The organism is Undibacterium sp. RTI2.2 (assembly GCF_035018705.1).
Lineage (GTDB): Bacteria > Pseudomonadota > Gammaproteobacteria > Burkholderiales > Burkholderiaceae_D > Undibacterium.
Window position 1 is genome coordinate 106,929 of record NZ_JASJXN010000002.1, and the last position, 17,213, is coordinate 124,141.

A 17,213-nucleotide genomic window follows, 5' to 3' on the forward strand; every position below is an offset into this window, starting at 1 on the left:
AATTATTGTCCGTTCGCTTTTTGGTTTGCCAATTTGTGCGCAATAGCAGCTTTAGCAAAGGAGATAAATAGCGGATGTCCCTCACGCGGCGTCGATTTAAACTCAGGGTGATATTGCACACCAAGATACCAAGGATGTGAATTTGGACCTGTACGTGGCAACTCCATGATTTCGCATAAATCTTCGGTTGGCGTACGCGCAGAAACGATCAGTCCAGCTTGCTCAACACGTGCCAGGTAATGATTATTGGCTTCATAACGATGACGGTGACGCTCAGTGACGACATTGCCATAAATCTCTGATGCCAAAGTATTTGGCTTGACCGCACAAGTCTGTGCGCCCAGACGCATGGTACCGCCCAGATCAGAGTTTTCATCACGGGTTTCTACCTTGCCGTCATGATTTTGCCATTCGTTAATTAATGCGACGACTGGCTGTTCTGTCTGCTGATCAAACTCGGTTGAGTTTGCTAATGTCAAACCAGCTTTGTTACGTGCGTATTCAATTAAAGCGACTTGCATACCAAGGCAAATACCGAGGTAAGGGATTTTGTTTTCACGTGCATAACGGGCTGCAATAATTTTGCCTTCTACACCGCGCTTGCCGAAACCACCCGGAACCAAAATCGCGTCGTACTTTTCTAATGCGCCAGTACCTTTTGCTTCGATTTCTTCTGAATCAACGTACTCGATATTCACACGACTTTCGGTATGAATACCCGCATGACGCAAAGCTTCAGTCAAGGATTTATACGATTCAGTCAGGTCGACATATTTACCGACCATACCGATGGTGACTTCTTCTTTTGGATTTTCTAATGCATAAATCAGTTTGTCCCACATTTCCAGATTGGCTGGTTTTGGTGACAAAGCAAGTTTTTCACAAACGATACGATCCAGACCCTGGTCATGCAGCATTTGTGGAATCTTGTAAATCGTGTCCGCATCCCAGACAGAGATGACACCCTCTTCCGGCACGTTAGAAAACAAGGATATTTTTGCGCGCTCATCATCCGGGATAGGGCGATCGGCACGACACAGCAAAGCATCTGGAGAGATACCTATTTCACGCAGTTTTTGTACGCTGTGCTGTGTTGGTTTGGTTTTTAATTCACCGGCAGAGGCCAGATACGGTACCAAAGTCAAATGCACAAATGCTGCAGCATGGCGGCCAGCACGCAAACTTAATTGACGTGCAGCTTCAAGGAAAGGTAAAGATTCAATATCGCCAACCGTGCCACCGATTTCGACCAGTGCTACGTCAAAACCATTTGCACCGCGATGGATGTAATCTTGGATTTCGTTAGTGATGTGCGGGATAACCTGAACAGTTTTGCCCAGATATTCGCCACGACGTTCTTTGCGGATCACGGATTCATAAATCTGCCCGGTGGTGAAGTTATTCACCTTTTTCATTTTGGCAGTAATGAAACGCTCATAGTGTCCCAAATCGAGATCAGTCTCAGCGCCGTCGTCGGTGACGAAAACTTCACCGTGCTGAAACGGGCTCATGGTGCCTGGATCCACATTGATGTAGGGATCAAGCTTGAGCATGGTAACTTTGAGGCCGCGAGATTCAAGAATCGCAGCAAGGGAGGCGGCAGCAATGCCTTTGCCTAGGGAGGACACGACGCCCCCGGTAACGAATACAAACTTAGTCATTGCAGAAGGTGCCAGACGGCACGAGCGGGAAATTCGAATTATACCCCAAACAGCGCCGCTCTCCAACGAGTCATGAAAAAATCATGACTCAATTATTCAAGAATTACATCGCATAAAAGAATTGCAAGCGAGCAAAGCTCTGAGCACCGATACTATTAGAAAGCTCTTTAATTTCATTACTGCGCCGCAGCACAGATGCACTTATGCCATAAGCAGGAGTGCGCCAAAAATAACCTAATTCAAGCTCTCCAACTGATCGCTTTGGCGTGATACCCGTATTTTGTTCATCACGTTGATGATTAAAATAACCGCCTTGAAGCGTGGCGTTATAAGCGACTTCCTTGGCCTCTCCTCTTAAAAATGCATAGTGTGCAGGCTGTTGCGGCAAGGCATTAAGCGCACCGACACGCAAAGTCATATCGGCACCTACATCGGTAAAAATGTTCCCAAATCGAGCCTTGATTCTGGGACTAATATCCACGATTGATGAAGCCGTCCAGCGCAGTGGCGTCCATTCGCCAGACAGAACAAAACCTGGCTCGTTGGACACTTGAGTACTCCAGGCTTGCGGCAACGGCTGCTTAATAATTCTATGTAAATTGTTTTGCGTCCAGGCACCGCCCGCGCAAGGCCCTAGACAACCAAGCTCTAATCCTACTTTGCTGTCTTGGCCTTCTGTATTAGCTACCTCACGATAAATTCCGCCAAATAACCAACCAGCATAGGGGTGATCGTTTTTCGGGATTTGCGCAGGTGTCAGCTTGATATCAGACGCCGTATATAAATCTTGTCCGACTTGCCAGGTATAGCTAACTTCTTGATTTGACGTCTTCAGAAAAAAAGTTTGCGATAAATGATTGCCGCTAGTATAAAAACGATCTTTATCGGTCAGTAACAAGCTATCGTTATCAATCGTTATTTGCAAAAATGCGCTTCCTTTTGCATGTACATCTTGCCATTCACTCCACGACAAATCACTTGCCTGAGATTGAACAGAGCTAAGCGCGCTTAAGACAAACAAAGATAGGCACAGATTGTTTTTGCTTAAAATTGACATCATATTAAATTAGCTAAAAAAGATAAAAAAAACTAAGGCGTCTGAGCCAAGCTTGATCCTATAGTCTATTGACTAAACTCTACGCACTACCAATCAGAGACAAAATCATCGCATGGGTCGCCGCAGCTGTTTGTGCTGGCGACTCCATCGGGATTAAATGTCCGCCAGCGATTTGCACAAAATGATTACCGACCAATTTTTTAGTCGCATCCAAACCCGCTTGTTTGCACTCCACTGACTCAGTACCACCGACAAAACCAACAGGCACATCCAAACCTGTGCGAGCCAGATAACCAAGGCCATGCGGCAAAGTGGAATAAATGGCCGTCTCCACCTCACGCGTAAAACGCAAAGTGACACCATCACCATGCTGATTCGGTGTGATGCCCGCATTAATGTAATCACGCAGCACCTCTGGCGGCCAAATGGCGAACATTTCTTTGCTGGCAAAATGTTGATATGCCTCCTCAGCATCTTTCCACTGATTTCTGCGTTTTTCTGAAAAACGAGAAGGCGAGAATTTTTTATCTATACCTAAAGCTTTAAACCAATGCAACAACATCGCACGCCAACCAGCCACCAATGGCGAGTCTAATAACACTACACAACGGACTAAATCCGGTCGCGCTTTTGCGGCCATCGTCGCTAACATTCCACCCAGAGAATGCCCCACCAAAATAACCGGCTCTTGATAACTAGCTTGCAGGGTATCAACTAATTCTTGCACTAAATACGGCCAGCTATCCGTCACAGGATAAGCAGGATTATGTCCATGTAAAGGTAAAGCCCGTACATCGTAATGCTGACGTAAATGCTCAAAAAAAACGCGATAGGTCCCGGCTGGAAAACTATTAGCATGAGCAAAATGAAGCGCAGGCTTAGTTAATTCCCTCAATTCTGTAGATTCTGTTGGCATAAGATAAGTGGTAAGTCAGTAGGTAGGGCAATCACCTTTGATACCAATAACGACGATGCTCGCTACGATATTCAGAAAAGCGCAATTCAGTGCCGAATTGTAATGTGATTGCACCAGCCTCGTCTGTTCTTAGACGTTTTATTCCAAAATCGGCATATCGTTGAAATACTTCTGGTTTGGGGTGATGGTAACGATTTAAATAACCGACCTGAAATACTGCTAACTGAGGCTGCACTGTCTGTAAAAATGCGGGAGTGGAAGACGTCCCGCTACCGTGATGCGGTGCGAGCAATACATCGGCATGCAATTTAGCTGGGATGCTATTCACCAGCTCATCTTCTTGAATTGCCTCGATATCACCCGCCAACAACATCGAATGGGTTTTGGTAGAAATTTTTAAAGTACAACTACGGGCGTTTGGCTTCCACTTCTGGCTTTCATAACTGGCTGGTGCTGGCTGCAAAACCTCAAAATTTACACCGTCCCAAGACCACGCTTGCCCAGCTAAACAACGACGATGATTTATGGCAGCCAAAACCACAGGGCTATCACTAGCTAATGAACTACTCACCCACGTAATTTGCATCTCTTTAAAAATACTTAAAGCACCACCAGAATGGTCGCTGTCATTATGCGAAATCATCACACCATCCAAAGATGAAATCCCCCTCGCGCGCAAGTAAGGCACGATCACGCGACTACCTCCGTCCGACTCTGGCGAATATGAAGGACCGGTGTCATATAACAAGCGATGGTGAGCTGTCTCTATCAGCAGACTCATACCCTGCCCTACATCCAGTGCGGTTACCGTCATTTCACCTTCAAGTGGCTGACTTGCCTGGTGTAAAATTAATGGCAAACAACAGAAAATACCCAGCCAGCGCAAAGGCCAACCACGTGGTGCCAGTAACCATAAAATACCTAGCATCGCCACCCCAGCCATCCATAGCGGCGGCATTGGCGTAGTAAATACCGCAAAACTTTGGGTGCTTAAATAATCTAAAAATCGGGCAAGAAACTCGACACAAACATGCGCAAGCTCCAGCACCCAAGAGCTCATCGGTGCAGGTAACACGCTACCCAATAAAGCGAGCGGAGTCACGACAAAACTGACTAAGGGAATCGCCAGCATATTTGCGATCGGGCCTACAAAAGATAGCTGTCCAAACAGTAATAAGGTCAAAGGTACCAAGCCAATGGTCACCACATATTGGGTGAAGGTCGCGGCACGCAACATGCTAAATAGACGACCACGCCAGCTGACTGGTTTTGAAGAAGAAATACGACCAACAGACGCAAATAAAATAATCCCAACCGCACCGAACGACAACCAAAATCCCGGCCACAATACCGCCCAAGGATCAAGCACCACAACCACACCCAAGGCTAAACAAAGCACATGCGAAATACTCGTCAGACGTCCACACCACAAGGCCAGTGCAACCACACTCAGCATGTACAAAGTGCGTTGTGCAGGCACACCAAATCCTGCCAAAGCGACATAGGTCAGTGCCATTAACACACCCGCTAATGCTGCCGCTTTTTGCGCAGGTAAGTGAATCGATAATGGTTTTTTTAAAACATGACTAAGAAAAAATGAATGACGCCATAACCAATAGATCAAGCCAGCAAACAAACCCGCCACCATCGTAATATGCAACCCTGAGATAGAGAAAAGATGCCCTACCGACGTTCTGTTGAACACTTTCCAGTCAGATTGCGCGACCTCGCGCTGGTCACCCACCACCAACGCCACCAGCACGCCGGCATAAGTGTGCGCAGGCAAAGCTGCATGGATACGGGCACGCAAAGCTGCTCTGCCGCGCTCAACCAGATTGCCAATACTCCATACAAATGGCGTTATACGCTGATTGGAGTTAGCCACTGTATTAGTCGGTGAATCAGTCACTGAATTAGTCACCGAATCAGTCAGTGCAGGATCAGTCACCATAGGATCGGCAAGCACTAAATTATTACTAGCCAAGCTATTGCGTACCGTTCCGGTAGCGCGTAAGCCTTGCTCCAGCAGCCACACCTCATAATCAAAAGAATCAGGATTTGCGTTGCCATGCGGTCGCTTCAGACGGACAGTCAGCCGCCAGCGTTCTCCCGGCTGCACCGCAGCGACGGTACTATTTGATGATCTGAGAGGTGCATACCAGGACAAGGCAATTTTAGATGGCACGACTGGTTTTTGCTCATCTCCATCACTACCGGCAAGAACTTGCTCCACCAAAAAATTGAAGCGTACTCCCTGTTCGAATTGAAATGGCAAGCTGTCTATCGTACCAACCACAGTGATATCTTTGCCCTCCCAAACGTTGGGTAATTCTTGCGCTAGATAAAAATGGGCAAACGTGCTTGCCCATACAAAACCCAAGCCAGCGGCACCTACACATTTAGCGCATAAATTGAAGGCGCGATAAAAAACTGAAGAAATAATCCGCTCAGAAAGCCATGAATTGATGATAGGACTCAGCAAAGAATTGAGCACTATGCACATCAGGCTAATCACCGCCAGCACAGTCAAGTCAAAACTGTCCAGCAGCGCCGCCTGTTGCTGCAAGCAAGCAACACCAATGACAAAACTGATGATCGCTGCCCGCATCGTTTACGCTAAGAGTGAACGAAGTGAGCGCGGCAACCGGGGTAAAACTTCCAGCGCGTTGGCGGTAGACTGCGCGGCAATTTGCATGGTCGTCATCCCGCGCAACTCTGCCAATACTGCACCGATCTGCGGTAATTCTGCTGGGCTATTGATCGCTGGGTGCAACCAACTGGGAGAGATATCCGGCGCATCTGTTTCCAGCACGATGGCAGACAGCGGCAAGTTGCTTGCCATGCGCCGGATCTGAAGAGCGCGGGTATAAGTCATCGCGCCGCCAAAGCCCAGTTTAAAATTTAAATCAATAAACGTCTGCGCCTGCTGCTGGCTGCCATTAAATGCATGCGCAATGCCGCCAACGACTTTAATTCTGCGTAAATATTTGAGTATCTGATCTTGCGATCGTCTGACATGCAACAACACCGGCAAGCCAAAATCACGTGCGATTTTTAATTGCTCGACATAAAAAAATTCCTGCTTTTCGCGCAGGGGACTTTGGGTTAACGCCGGCACAAAAAAATCTAAGCCGATTTCACCGATTGCCACAAACCGCGTTATTGCGCCGTCCTCTGTAATGCCTACATCACGTGACATGATTGTTAACACCTTTTCACGCAATAGCTGCAAATCACTCTCTTGCGAAGTCGGTACAAACATTGGATGAATACCCAGGGCATAAAAGCAATCGCTGCGTTGCTGCGCCAGGTTTTTCACCGCCTCAAAATTACTCGGATGAATAGCAGGAATCACAATCGCCGACACGGCTTTTTGTGCGGCAGCATCAGCCACCGCTAGCGACGCGCCATCGAATTCCATCGCATCTAAATGGCAGTGCGTGTCTATCCACATGGCATTGCCTTGGCTTGATCTTGCTTTTGATCTTGATATGCAGGATGAATTGGATTTGGGAGCATCCTAGGATTATACCGCCTGATCTTGCTAACTAATCATCGATACCCAGAGGAAAAATAAATCATATCGTCAATGAACTTCTAACGATTTCGCAACAAGCATTATAAATATACTGGTAGTAGGTATATTTATATTGTCCATATAATCATTGGACAATACAGCATTTATTAAAAAATATTAGGGGAGTATATTGAATTAGTATTGAAAGTAATATTTGACGAGAGATGCAAAATCTTCCGCACCAAGATGACTACCAGAGATTGATATAAAAACGCAACCTCTGGCAGCTCTAACTCTCTAAGGCTTACCTCAGCAATAATTTAGCTCAGCAGCAATCCAGATGCTCCTCATGATCCGCTACGCTTGCTCGTAAGAGTTTGGCGGCTTGTACCATGTTTTCTAACGCAGCCATTGTCTCAGGCCAGTCGCGAGTCTTCAGTCCACAGTCTGGATTTACCCAAAGCCGGCGGTCTGGTAAAACGCTGCGCGCTTTTTGCAGCAGCCTTTGCATTTCGCTGACCTTGGCTACGCGTGGCGAATGGATGTCGTAGACGCCCGGGCCGATATCGTTGGGATAAGCAAAATCGCCAAAACCATCTAGCAATTCCATATCCGAGCGCGAGGTTTCTATCGTGATGACATCGGCATCCATGGCGGCGATCCAAGGCAAAATATCATTGAATTCTGAGTAGCACATGTGGGTGTGGATTTGCGTATCATCGGGCACGCCGGATGCGCTGATTTTGAAGGCACGTACTGCCCAATCCAGGTACGCGGGCCAATCGCTGCGGCGTAATGGCAAGCCTTCGCGGAAAGCGGGTTCGTCAATTTGTATCATGCCGATGCCTGCTTTTTCCAGATCACAGACCTCATCACGTAATGCCAATGCAATTTGCAAAGCGGTCGTAGCGCGTGGCTGGTCGTCGCGTACAAACGACCATTGCAACATCGTCACGGGGCCGGTCAGCATGCCTTTCATGGTTTTATCCGTCAGACTCTGGGCATAGGCGCTCCAGGCGACTGTCATGGCTTCTGGTCGATACACGTCGCCATAAATAAATGGCGGCTTCACACAGCGGGAACCATAACTTTGCACCCAGCCATTTTGTGTGAAACCATAACCCCACAGCTGCTCACCGAAATATTCCACCATGTCGTTACGTTCTGGCTCTCCATGCACCAGCACATCAATGCCCAGTTGCTCTTGCTTCTCTACCACCAGACTGATCTCAGCACGCATAGTGTCTAGATAATCCAGATGACTGAGGTCGCCACGCTTGTAAGCCGCGCGCGCTTGCCGGATCTCTTTCGTTTGTGGGAAAGAGCCTATCGTCGTGGTTGGGAACAAAGGCAATTGAAAACGTGCCTGTTGCTTCACAATCCGCTGCGGAAATGCACTTTGGCGTTCTGCGTCCGCCGCGGTAACGCCAGCGACTCTTTGCTTGACTAAAGGATTGTGAATACGGGTCGAGGTAGCACGTTTATGGATGGCGATTTGCGATGCAGTAAAGTGGGCAATGACCGAGGCTGCTTGTCCGTTTAAGGCTTGTTTTAAGGCGACAATCTCATCGAGCTTTTGTGTCGCAAATGCGAGCCAGCTTTTTAAGTCAGCATCGAGCGCTGTCTCGGTCGCCAGATCGACTGGCACGTGCAACAGAGAGCAACTGGATGAAATCCATAACTGATCGCCTAATTGCTTTTGCAGTGGTTGCAATTGCTTGAGTAAGACTGATAAATCCGCACGCCAGATATTGCGACCGTCGATCACTCCCGCAGATAACACGCGTGCTTTTGGCCACGTTTGCGCCCCATTGGCGAAAAAGTCCGCCAGTTGTTGCGGCGCTCTCACCAGATCAAGATGAACACCCGCTACCGGCAATTGATGCAATAAATTTGCATAGTCTGTTACCGCCTCAAAATAGGTTGCCAGCAAAATTTTTGGTGCCGTCTTTGCCAGCGCGACATACGCAGGCTGAAACGCTTTTTGCCATTGCTGATCCAGATCTAGCGACAAAACCGGCTCATCGATTTGCACCCATTCCACCCCGGCAGCTTGCAAGCGCGCCAGGACTTTTTGATAAGCCGGAACTATCTTGTGCAGTAAATCAAGTTTATGCTGAAGCTGTTTACCTGCGTCGCCTTTGATCTTGCCCAGATAGAGCAAAGTGATCGGCCCGATCAACGTCACCTTGGCGACATGTCCCAATTTTTGGGCTTGTGCAAGCTCATCAAATAACCAATCAACGCCGCCATCAAAGCGGGTATCAGTAGTCCATTCTGGCACCAGATAATGATAATTAGTATCAAACCATTTGGTCATTTCCATCGCGACATTGGCGCTATTACCGCGCGCGGCGCTGTAATAATTTTCTAAGGACAAAGCCTGCGGATCAAAACCAAATCGTGTCGGCAAAGCACCCAGTAATGCCAGCGTGTTTAAGACCTGATCGTACCAGGCAAAGTCGCCGACGCTAACATAATCCAGACCGGCTTGCTGCTGCACACCCCAGTGTCGCGCCCGCAAATCAGTGCCGATATCTTGTAAGGCCTCTTCGGACAATTCTTTACGCCAGAACGCTTCTTGCGCAAATTTCAATTCACGCTGCGCACCGATGCGCGGAAATCCCAAAATATGTGCTAATGCCATGACAACTCCTTTTATCTAAGTGTTGTCATGATGGTGCAACGTCGTTTATGATTCAAACGATAAATTTTAAGAATCAACTTGAATTTCACTAATAGTAAAAACCGTTTATGCAATCAATTCTGGAAGTCCGGCACCTCAAAACCCTGCACGCTTTGCGTGAGGCTGGCAATCTGTTGCGCGCTGCAACACTGTTAAATGTGACGCAATCTGCGCTGTCGCACCAAATCAAATTGCTGGAAGAGCACCACGGTAGCGCCTTGTTCGAACGCAAATCGACACCGATACGTTTTACGCCAGCAGGAGAACGACTGCTACAACTGGCCGACGCGGTGTTGCCACAAATCGCCAATACCGAGCGAGACCTCGCACGTCTAGCGCAAGGGGTTGCCGGGCAATTACGCATCGCGGTGGAATGTCATACGTGTTTTGACTGGCTCATGCCTGCGATGGATTTATTCCGTCATCGCTGGCCAGAAGTCGATCTGGATATCGTCTCCGGTTTTCAGGCAGATCCGGTTGGCCTGCTGTATAGCAACCGTGCCGATGTGGCGATTGTGGCTGAGATTGATCATGATGAGAGCGTCAGCTACCACCCATTATTCCGGTTTGAAATCGTCGCGCTACTCGCCAAAGACCATTTGCTGGCAACTCGCGATTATCTGGTGGCGCAGGATTTTGCGACCGATACGTTAATTACCTACCCGGTACCCGATGAGATGCTAGACATCGTGCGGCAAGTGCTCAAGCCGGCTGGCGTCGACGCAACAAGACGCACGACAGAACTTACGGTCGCTATGTTGCAACTGGTCGCCAGCAAACGAGGCATCGCCACACTACCGGTTTGGGCGGCACAAAATTATGTGAATCGCGATTATGTTCTGCCTAAACGGATCACTGCTGACGGCTTGACGGGCAAACTGTATGCGGCTTGCTTACCAGAACTGGCGGACAAAGCGTATTTGACTGACTTTGTGAAGACGATACGAGAAAGCAGTTATTTGAATTTACAGAGCATCGAGTTGATTTAATTCTGATTGATTTCACTCTAGTAGATGCAATGCGTTTATTGCGGAGATTATTTGCAAGCCTCCAAACCATTTTTGTACTCGGTGCTACACTTTTATTTTACTGGACGTGAGACAACACACCATGACGCATATACCCGACACCTTACTCAATTTAGGCAAAATCACCAGCGAACAGTGCGACGTGACGTTCGCCACGCGTGAGCATCAGACCAGAGAGCCGCACACACCCCCCACGCCGATTTATGTGATAGTCACCGAGGGCACGATGTTTGTCGCCAGTGGTGGTGAAGAAAAAGCGTTTCATGCAGGCGAATGGTGCGTGATTGATGCGGGCGTAGAACACGCGGAACGCTTTGCAGAGAAAACTTCGACTATCGTGTTCTGGGTTAAAAACTAACCATGTCGGTCTGAGCAAAGCAACAAATAAATATTATGCTTGGTTGATATGGGCGAATAAATAGAACGAAAACCGGTCGTATTCCAACTGCAATGACTGCAAAAAATCCTCGATAGAATCTAGCTGACGGACTTTAATCGCTTGATTGATCTCATGCGCAAAATGGCGAGCCGGATCAGCGTTGAAATTACCAAATAATCCCGCCAGCGAGTGTGCATTGAGCTGTAACGTCACAAGGTCCCGGCTAACCCATGCATCCTTCATATCACTCAATTGTTTTGGTGCATGCGTTAAAAAGTGTTCTGCGATCAAACTTACTACTTCAGCGTCCGCACTACTTATTGCGGCATGATAATCAAAATATCCCGATTCAAACGACTCCATACCAGACTTCTTTTTTTCGGTACTGATATCGTCCGCTGGAGAGCCATATGACAAGGCTAACTCTGATTGACGCGGAAAATGCTTGGCAAGGATTTGCTTAAAAATATCTGCTTTAAACGGTTTAGACAAATAATCATCCATACCATTTGCGATACAAATTTCTTGATCTCCCTCTAATGCATTCGCAGTCATCGCAATAATTGGGATATGAATATGATGTCCTTGCTCTCGTTCACGAATTTTTTTAGTCGCCTCAAAGCCTCCCATCACGGGCATTTGTAAATCCATCAAAATGACATCAAATGTCAAACTATCGTACAACTCCAAAGCTTCTTTGCCATTGTTAGCTACCCAAACCTGATGACCCCATTTCGCCAATAAAGCAGTTGCCAATGCTTGGTTCGAGAAGTTATCTTCAGCAAGTAATATTTTTAAGGTACTACTCGCTTCTCGAATACTATGTCTCGTTACGACCATTTTCTCTTCATCGTTAGCAGACCTGCTGCCACCAACGACATTCGCAATCGCTGAATAAATCTCATCTGGGCTAGCAGGTTTTAGGAGATAAGCCTGGATACCAGCCTGTCGACATTTTTTTATATCCCCAGGCATACCACTGGAGGACAACATCACAATAGGAATATGTTTCACATGCTCTATCGCCGAAAGCTGTTCTGCAACTTTAAATCCGTCGAGTCCAGGCATTGCATAATCGATCACGATGCAATCGGCTACCGCCGATAGATCAGCACAGTAAGTTAACAAGTCCTGACCGCTAGAAAAATCGACTACCTGCATCCCGACTTTCGATAACAGGGTGTGCAACACCTTGCGATTGGTCTCGTTATCATCAGATATAAAAACAGTGAGTCCGGCTAATGCGGCATTCTGTTTTTGGTTGGATTGACTATGCAGTTGATCTTCATATGGTAAGGATAATTCAACAGAAAATTCACTCCCCTCGCCCAAAATACTCGTCACACCAATTGTTCCACCCATCATCGCGACTAAACTTCGAGTAATTGACAGACCAAGACCCGTTCCACCAAAACGGCGGGTGGTTGAACCATCTTCTTGCTCAAATGCGTCGAAAATACGATGCTGCTTTTCAGCGGAAATACCTATACCCGTATCTTTCACCAGTAATAAAAAATGGACTTGATGGTCGCTGATTTTTAATAATTTAACAGAGATCAATATCTCGCCATACTCGGTGAACTTGATCGCATTTCCAACCAAATTATTGATAATTTGCCGGAGGCGCCCAGGATCACCACGTAACCTAAAAGGTATCTCAGAATCAATATCAAGGACAAGCTCCAAACCCTTCTTCACAGCACGCAATGAGTGTGTGCGCAAGGTTTCCAAAATCATTTTCGGGAAATCAAATACGATCGATTCCAATCCCATCTTGCCAGCTTCGATTTTTGAAAAATCTAATATGTCGTTAATGATCTCTAACAATGAATCGGCAGATGATTTAACGATAGACAAATATTCTCTTTGATTAGTGCCTAACTCCATGTCCAATACCAAGTCAGTCATTCCAATAATGCCATTCATCGGCGTTCGGATCTCGTGACTCATATTCGCTAGAAATTCGCTTTTTGAGCGATTAGCTGACTCTGCCGATTCTTTAGCAAGCATTAAGGTTCGTTCTGCAATTTTGCGATCAGATATATCAACAATAGTTCCTAACAAACCCAGTATGCTGCCATCAGATTTGAGTAAAGCCGTTTTAGTAAATATGGCATCGACGCAAATGCCGTTAGATAAGTCGACCACCTTCTCACGAGAAACTACACCACCAGAACTGATCGATTGCAAATCTGCGTCGGTATAAATTTTTTCAAAAGAGCGACCAAGCAAGCCATAATTATCTTGTCCAATAAAGTCCTCGGGCTTACTTTTAAATAAATCGCAAAACGCTTTATTAACACGTAAAAACTTTCCGTCACTTCCCTTAAAATAAACTGGCAGCGGAATTGATTCAAAGATCGCATCGACAAATTTTAGATTTTCTTTGAGATTTTCTGAGGCATTCCTGCGCTCGGTAATGTCTACTAAACTACCGGTTAAGCCGACAACGGTTCCGTTATCAATTTCCAGTTGCGCATAGACCGATATCCAGCGATATCCACCCTGCTTTGTAATATAACGTGCATCATGTTGTGAGTATCCCTTTGAGCCCGCAAGTAATTTGTATAACCCTGCCTCAATCGCTGCCCGGTCACTTTGATGAATAAAATCCAAAAATGATTTTCCTATCGTCTCTTCAGTAGAAAACCCGGTGATCACTGTCCAGGCGGGATTCAAAAATGTCCAGATGCCGTTTGCGTTTGTTCTAAAAACGATCTCTTTTAAGCGATCAACGACAGTACGATATTGGCGCTCACTATTAGCGATACGCTCCGCCATTTTCTTACGCTCTGTGATTTCGGTGCGGATCGCAATGTATTGATACGGTTTTCCGTCCTGATTCAAAAATGGAACGATGGTCGCGTCGACCCAATATTGATGACCTTGTTTTGCGATATTACAAATCTCGCCGTTCCATACCTTGCCATTAGAAATGGTATCCCACAAATTAGTAAAAAATTCTGGCGGATGTAATTTTGAATTGATCAACCGATGATTAACGCCAATTAATTCAGAGCGATCGTATCCACTGATCTGGGAAAATTTGTCGTTGACATAAATAATTGTTCCATCGGTGTCCGTGATGCTAACGATCGCATGTTGATCCATCGCAAAACGCTGGTTGTATAACTCTAAGCGACTAGCTTCTCTTTGGCTGACAAGCTTTGGCAATAATGCAGACAGCACTTCAAGATCATCCTCTTCGGGCAAGTTGAGGACTAATTCTGAGTGAGAAAGTAGTTCTCCGGCTGCTTTGCGCACTGATTCTAGACTGCGGTTGCGACTGGTTAATTCTGTCCGCATACGCTCATTAGCATCACTTAATTCAAACGAACTGATATCCAGACTGCGGGAACGCAGATCGAGGTCACGTTCAAACTGCCCATAAGTCGCATCGATCTTACCTATGAGTTCCGGGAGTCCGCTCAGAAATAGAACCAACTGCTCATTATCGGAACATTGTGGTGCTAGCGCTTGTGCTTGTTCGACAACGAGTGCAAAACTATCGATCGACTCGATGCCACAACTCCGTCGTAGCTGCCTGGCTAAAGTACGATGCATATGAGATTTAATGAAGGTTTATTTTAAATTTGATTCAATTTCATTGATCCAAGTGATCGTCATCGTTTGATTATGCAAACGGCATTCGCCATGGAAATCCGTACCCGCAATCTCGCCGTTAGAATAAAAACCTGTAATCGTTGTGTTTTTCCCCAAAATATCGGCAACCGCCTCTACTTCCTCATCGACACGATCCCCCATCACCAGTTTTCGGCCTATACAGCTCACCAAGATAGCAAGCGACTCACTTCCCACTTGTTTAGCTAAAGTTAAGGCGGTTGTCGCTGCGGTCTCAGCACCTTCGATTAATTTATCCGTACTTGAATGCATCAACCTTAAGTAACCGTTAGCATCGATATCGCCCGCCAAAGTAAGCGAGCCATCAACTTCGTCTATACCAAGAATCGTTCTAAAAATACCGCTTTTATCGCGATTTTTACCTAACATTTCAAATGGAAATAACAGTCCTGACCCTGGCAGGTCTTTGGCATAGTCGCCAAGGTAGCGTTTATACACGTCCAATGCACGTTCACCATCCAGCTCGAATAAAACATTTTCAGCGCAGCGCGTCACTTTTCTGGCTGGGCCAAAAGGCTCCCAGCCGGCAAACGTACCGTAACTTAGCTGTATTGATTTACCATACAAACCAACTGCAACGATCTGATTATCTGCAACGCCAGATTCACCCCAAGTCCAGGTTTGCTGAAAAGCGCCCGCATCCGCTGCGAGTCCGCCAGATATGGGAATATTGGGCGCTAAAACCGACTGTAATCCTGCTACTAAGGCACTGCCATTAATCGATACACCAGTTCCAAAAACTAATATTCCGGCAAGGTCGTCAGCCGGCAGCAAAGTCGACAATCTGGCTCCAGCATCAAACGAGTCCGCCATATTGGTGATTGGCGTTGAAACGGATCGTAATGTAGTGTTAGAAAATTTTACTGTTGTCAGCGCGACGATATCGTCATACACCCGGTCGACTGCTATTTCGCCCGCAGTGGAACATCCCAAAATAATCGCCTCGGGAAATCGCTTTTTGACACTCGGTGGAAAGTTGGCTGAAGTAAAAAACGGTACTGCACCGAATACTAAGACCAGATCAGGCGCATCGTCGAAAATCGTACTTAATATTTTTTCAAAATCGCTGTCCAGCTTTACTACAACTTGCTGTGTTTTCATTTTTTTGTCTCCAACGGCAAAGCTAAAAAAATATTGTCTAATCAGGGAACTGCGATCGAATTTTCAATACGTCTGGCCAAGCGTTTAAAAAAACATGGGCACAAGTAGGGCAAAAATGACTACCGACATTATCAGCAATATAACTTCGCGCATCGTCTAAAGACCAGGCTTTTTTATAAGGTCGCTCTGATGTCAGTGCATCGAAGACATCAGCAACAGCGACGATGCGCCCAGATAAAGGGATATCATTCCCGACCAGGCCGGCTGGATAGCCACTGCCATCAAATTTTTCGTGGTGGGCACCTGCAATTTCAGCAGCGAGCTGAATTAATGACGCGTTACTTCCACTTAAAATCTCGGCACCGATTTCAGCATGCTTTTTCATAATCGCCATCTCATCTGCGTCAAGCCGACCCGGCTTGAGCAAGATATGATCTGGCGTCGCCAATTTACCGATGTCATGCATAGGAGCAGCCTCAAGCAAGGTTTGTTGATATTCCGGCGTGAGATTTAAACATTTTGCAATCAAGGCGGAATAGTGTGCCATGCGCAAGATGTGCGCACCAGTCTCTGGATCACGATACTCAGCAGCTTTCGACAGCCGTAAAACTAATTCTTTTTCTCGTTCTAAAATTGATGCTGTCGCCAGAGATACTTCATGCCGTAAATGCTTCGCCTGATCTTTCAATAAATTTTGAGCATGGCGCAATGCCAATAAATTTTTAACCCTTAAACGAAATTCACTGGGGTCAACTGGCTTAGATAAAAATTCAGTTGCTCCAAGAGAAAGTGCTTCTTTTCTAACGTTTTTTTCATTTTCGGTAGTGACCATCACAATCGGCACATCGGCACAATTTTTCAAAGTTCTGAATTGCGCAATGAATTGATGTCCGTTCATATCTGGCATCATAAAATCCACCAGTACCAAATCTGGACTATTTGTCTGACACCATTCAATTGCCTTGAGGGGGTGCTCAAATGTCAATACATCGACCTCCGCTGCAGCTTTCGCTAAGGCACTGAGCAGAACTAAGTTTGTCGCATTATCATCAACAATGAGCACCTTCATTGAACACCTTTGAAAATAAACCTAAGTGATTTTGGAATATATTCTGAGCCTTGACTCCGTTTGCTACGTTTGCTTCGCTTTAAAAGGGCTTACTCAAACCACCCAACTGCGTTGCGGAGACAATTTTGCGTAAGTTCTCACGGATAATAATAAACAT

11 protein-coding genes are annotated in these 17,213 nt (G+C 46.4%); 2 read left to right on the plus strand and 9 right to left on the minus strand.

The features are described from left to right. Positions 1-2 precede the first annotated feature (2 nt). The 6 genes from QN395_RS01580 to metE form a co-directional block, all read right to left on the minus strand. The gene (locus QN395_RS01580) at positions 3-1,661 is read right to left on the minus strand and encodes a CTP synthase (protein ID WP_322118173.1); all 1,659 of its coding nucleotides are present in this window, start codon (positions 1,659-1,661) and stop codon (positions 3-5) included. 103 nt (positions 1,662-1,764) lie between these two features. Continuing rightward, positions 1,765-2,721, minus strand: a complete 957-nt coding sequence (locus QN395_RS01585; RefSeq protein WP_323491855.1) for a lipid A deacylase LpxR family protein — start codon at positions 2,719-2,721, stop codon at positions 1,765-1,767. Between the two features lie 76 nt (positions 2,722-2,797). Then, positions 2,798-3,634, minus strand: a complete 837-nt coding sequence (locus QN395_RS01590; RefSeq protein WP_322118171.1) for an alpha/beta hydrolase — start codon at positions 3,632-3,634, stop codon at positions 2,798-2,800. 31 nt (positions 3,635-3,665) lie between these two features. Beyond that, positions 3,666-6,242 carry a DNA internalization-related competence protein ComEC/Rec2 gene (locus QN395_RS01595; RefSeq protein WP_323491856.1) on the minus strand — a complete coding sequence of 859 codons (2,577 nt, stop codon included), beginning with the start codon at positions 6,240-6,242 and terminating at the stop codon, positions 3,666-3,668. Positions 6,243-6,245: 3 nt separating this feature from the next. Beyond that, a complete protein-coding gene (locus QN395_RS01600) occupies positions 6,246-7,088 on the minus strand; it encodes a TatD family hydrolase (protein WP_322118169.1) in 843 nt (280 codons plus the stop codon). A 388-nt stretch (positions 7,089-7,476) separates the two neighbouring features. Continuing rightward, complete coding sequence (gene metE, locus QN395_RS01605) at positions 7,477-9,798, minus strand: 5-methyltetrahydropteroyltriglutamate--homocysteine S-methyltransferase (protein WP_322118168.1); 2,322 nt, start codon at positions 9,796-9,798, stop codon at positions 7,477-7,479. A gap of 107 nt (positions 9,799-9,905) precedes the next feature. Between metE and QN395_RS01610 the strand changes: the two genes are divergently transcribed. Beyond that, entirely contained in the window at positions 9,906-10,826 is a 921-nt protein-coding gene (locus tag QN395_RS01610) for a LysR family transcriptional regulator (protein ID WP_322118167.1), read from the plus strand. Between the two features lie 121 nt (positions 10,827-10,947). Continuing rightward, positions 10,948-11,223: a cupin domain-containing protein gene (locus QN395_RS01615; RefSeq protein WP_322118166.1), complete on the plus strand. Its 276-nt coding sequence runs from the start codon at positions 10,948-10,950 to the stop codon at positions 11,221-11,223. 33 nt (positions 11,224-11,256) lie between these two features. Here QN395_RS01615 and QN395_RS01620 read toward each other — a convergent pair whose 3' ends face one another. Genes QN395_RS01620 through QN395_RS01630 form a run of 3 tightly spaced genes read right to left on the minus strand, consistent with a single transcriptional unit; the run spans position 11,257 to position 17,056 of the window. Then, entirely contained in the window at positions 11,257-14,808 is a 3,552-nt protein-coding gene (locus QN395_RS01620) for a PAS domain S-box protein (protein ID WP_322118165.1), read from the minus strand. Between the two features lie 18 nt (positions 14,809-14,826). Further along, complete coding sequence (locus QN395_RS01625; RefSeq protein WP_322118164.1) at positions 14,827-15,987, minus strand: FIST signal transduction protein; 1,161 nt, start codon at positions 15,985-15,987, stop codon at positions 14,827-14,829. Between the two features lie 37 nt (positions 15,988-16,024). Further along, positions 16,025-17,056 (minus strand): HD domain-containing phosphohydrolase, encoded by a 1,032-nt coding sequence (locus QN395_RS01630; RefSeq protein ID WP_322118163.1) that lies wholly within the window; start codon positions 17,054-17,056, stop codon positions 16,025-16,027. Between the last annotated feature and the right edge of the window lie 157 nt (positions 17,057-17,213).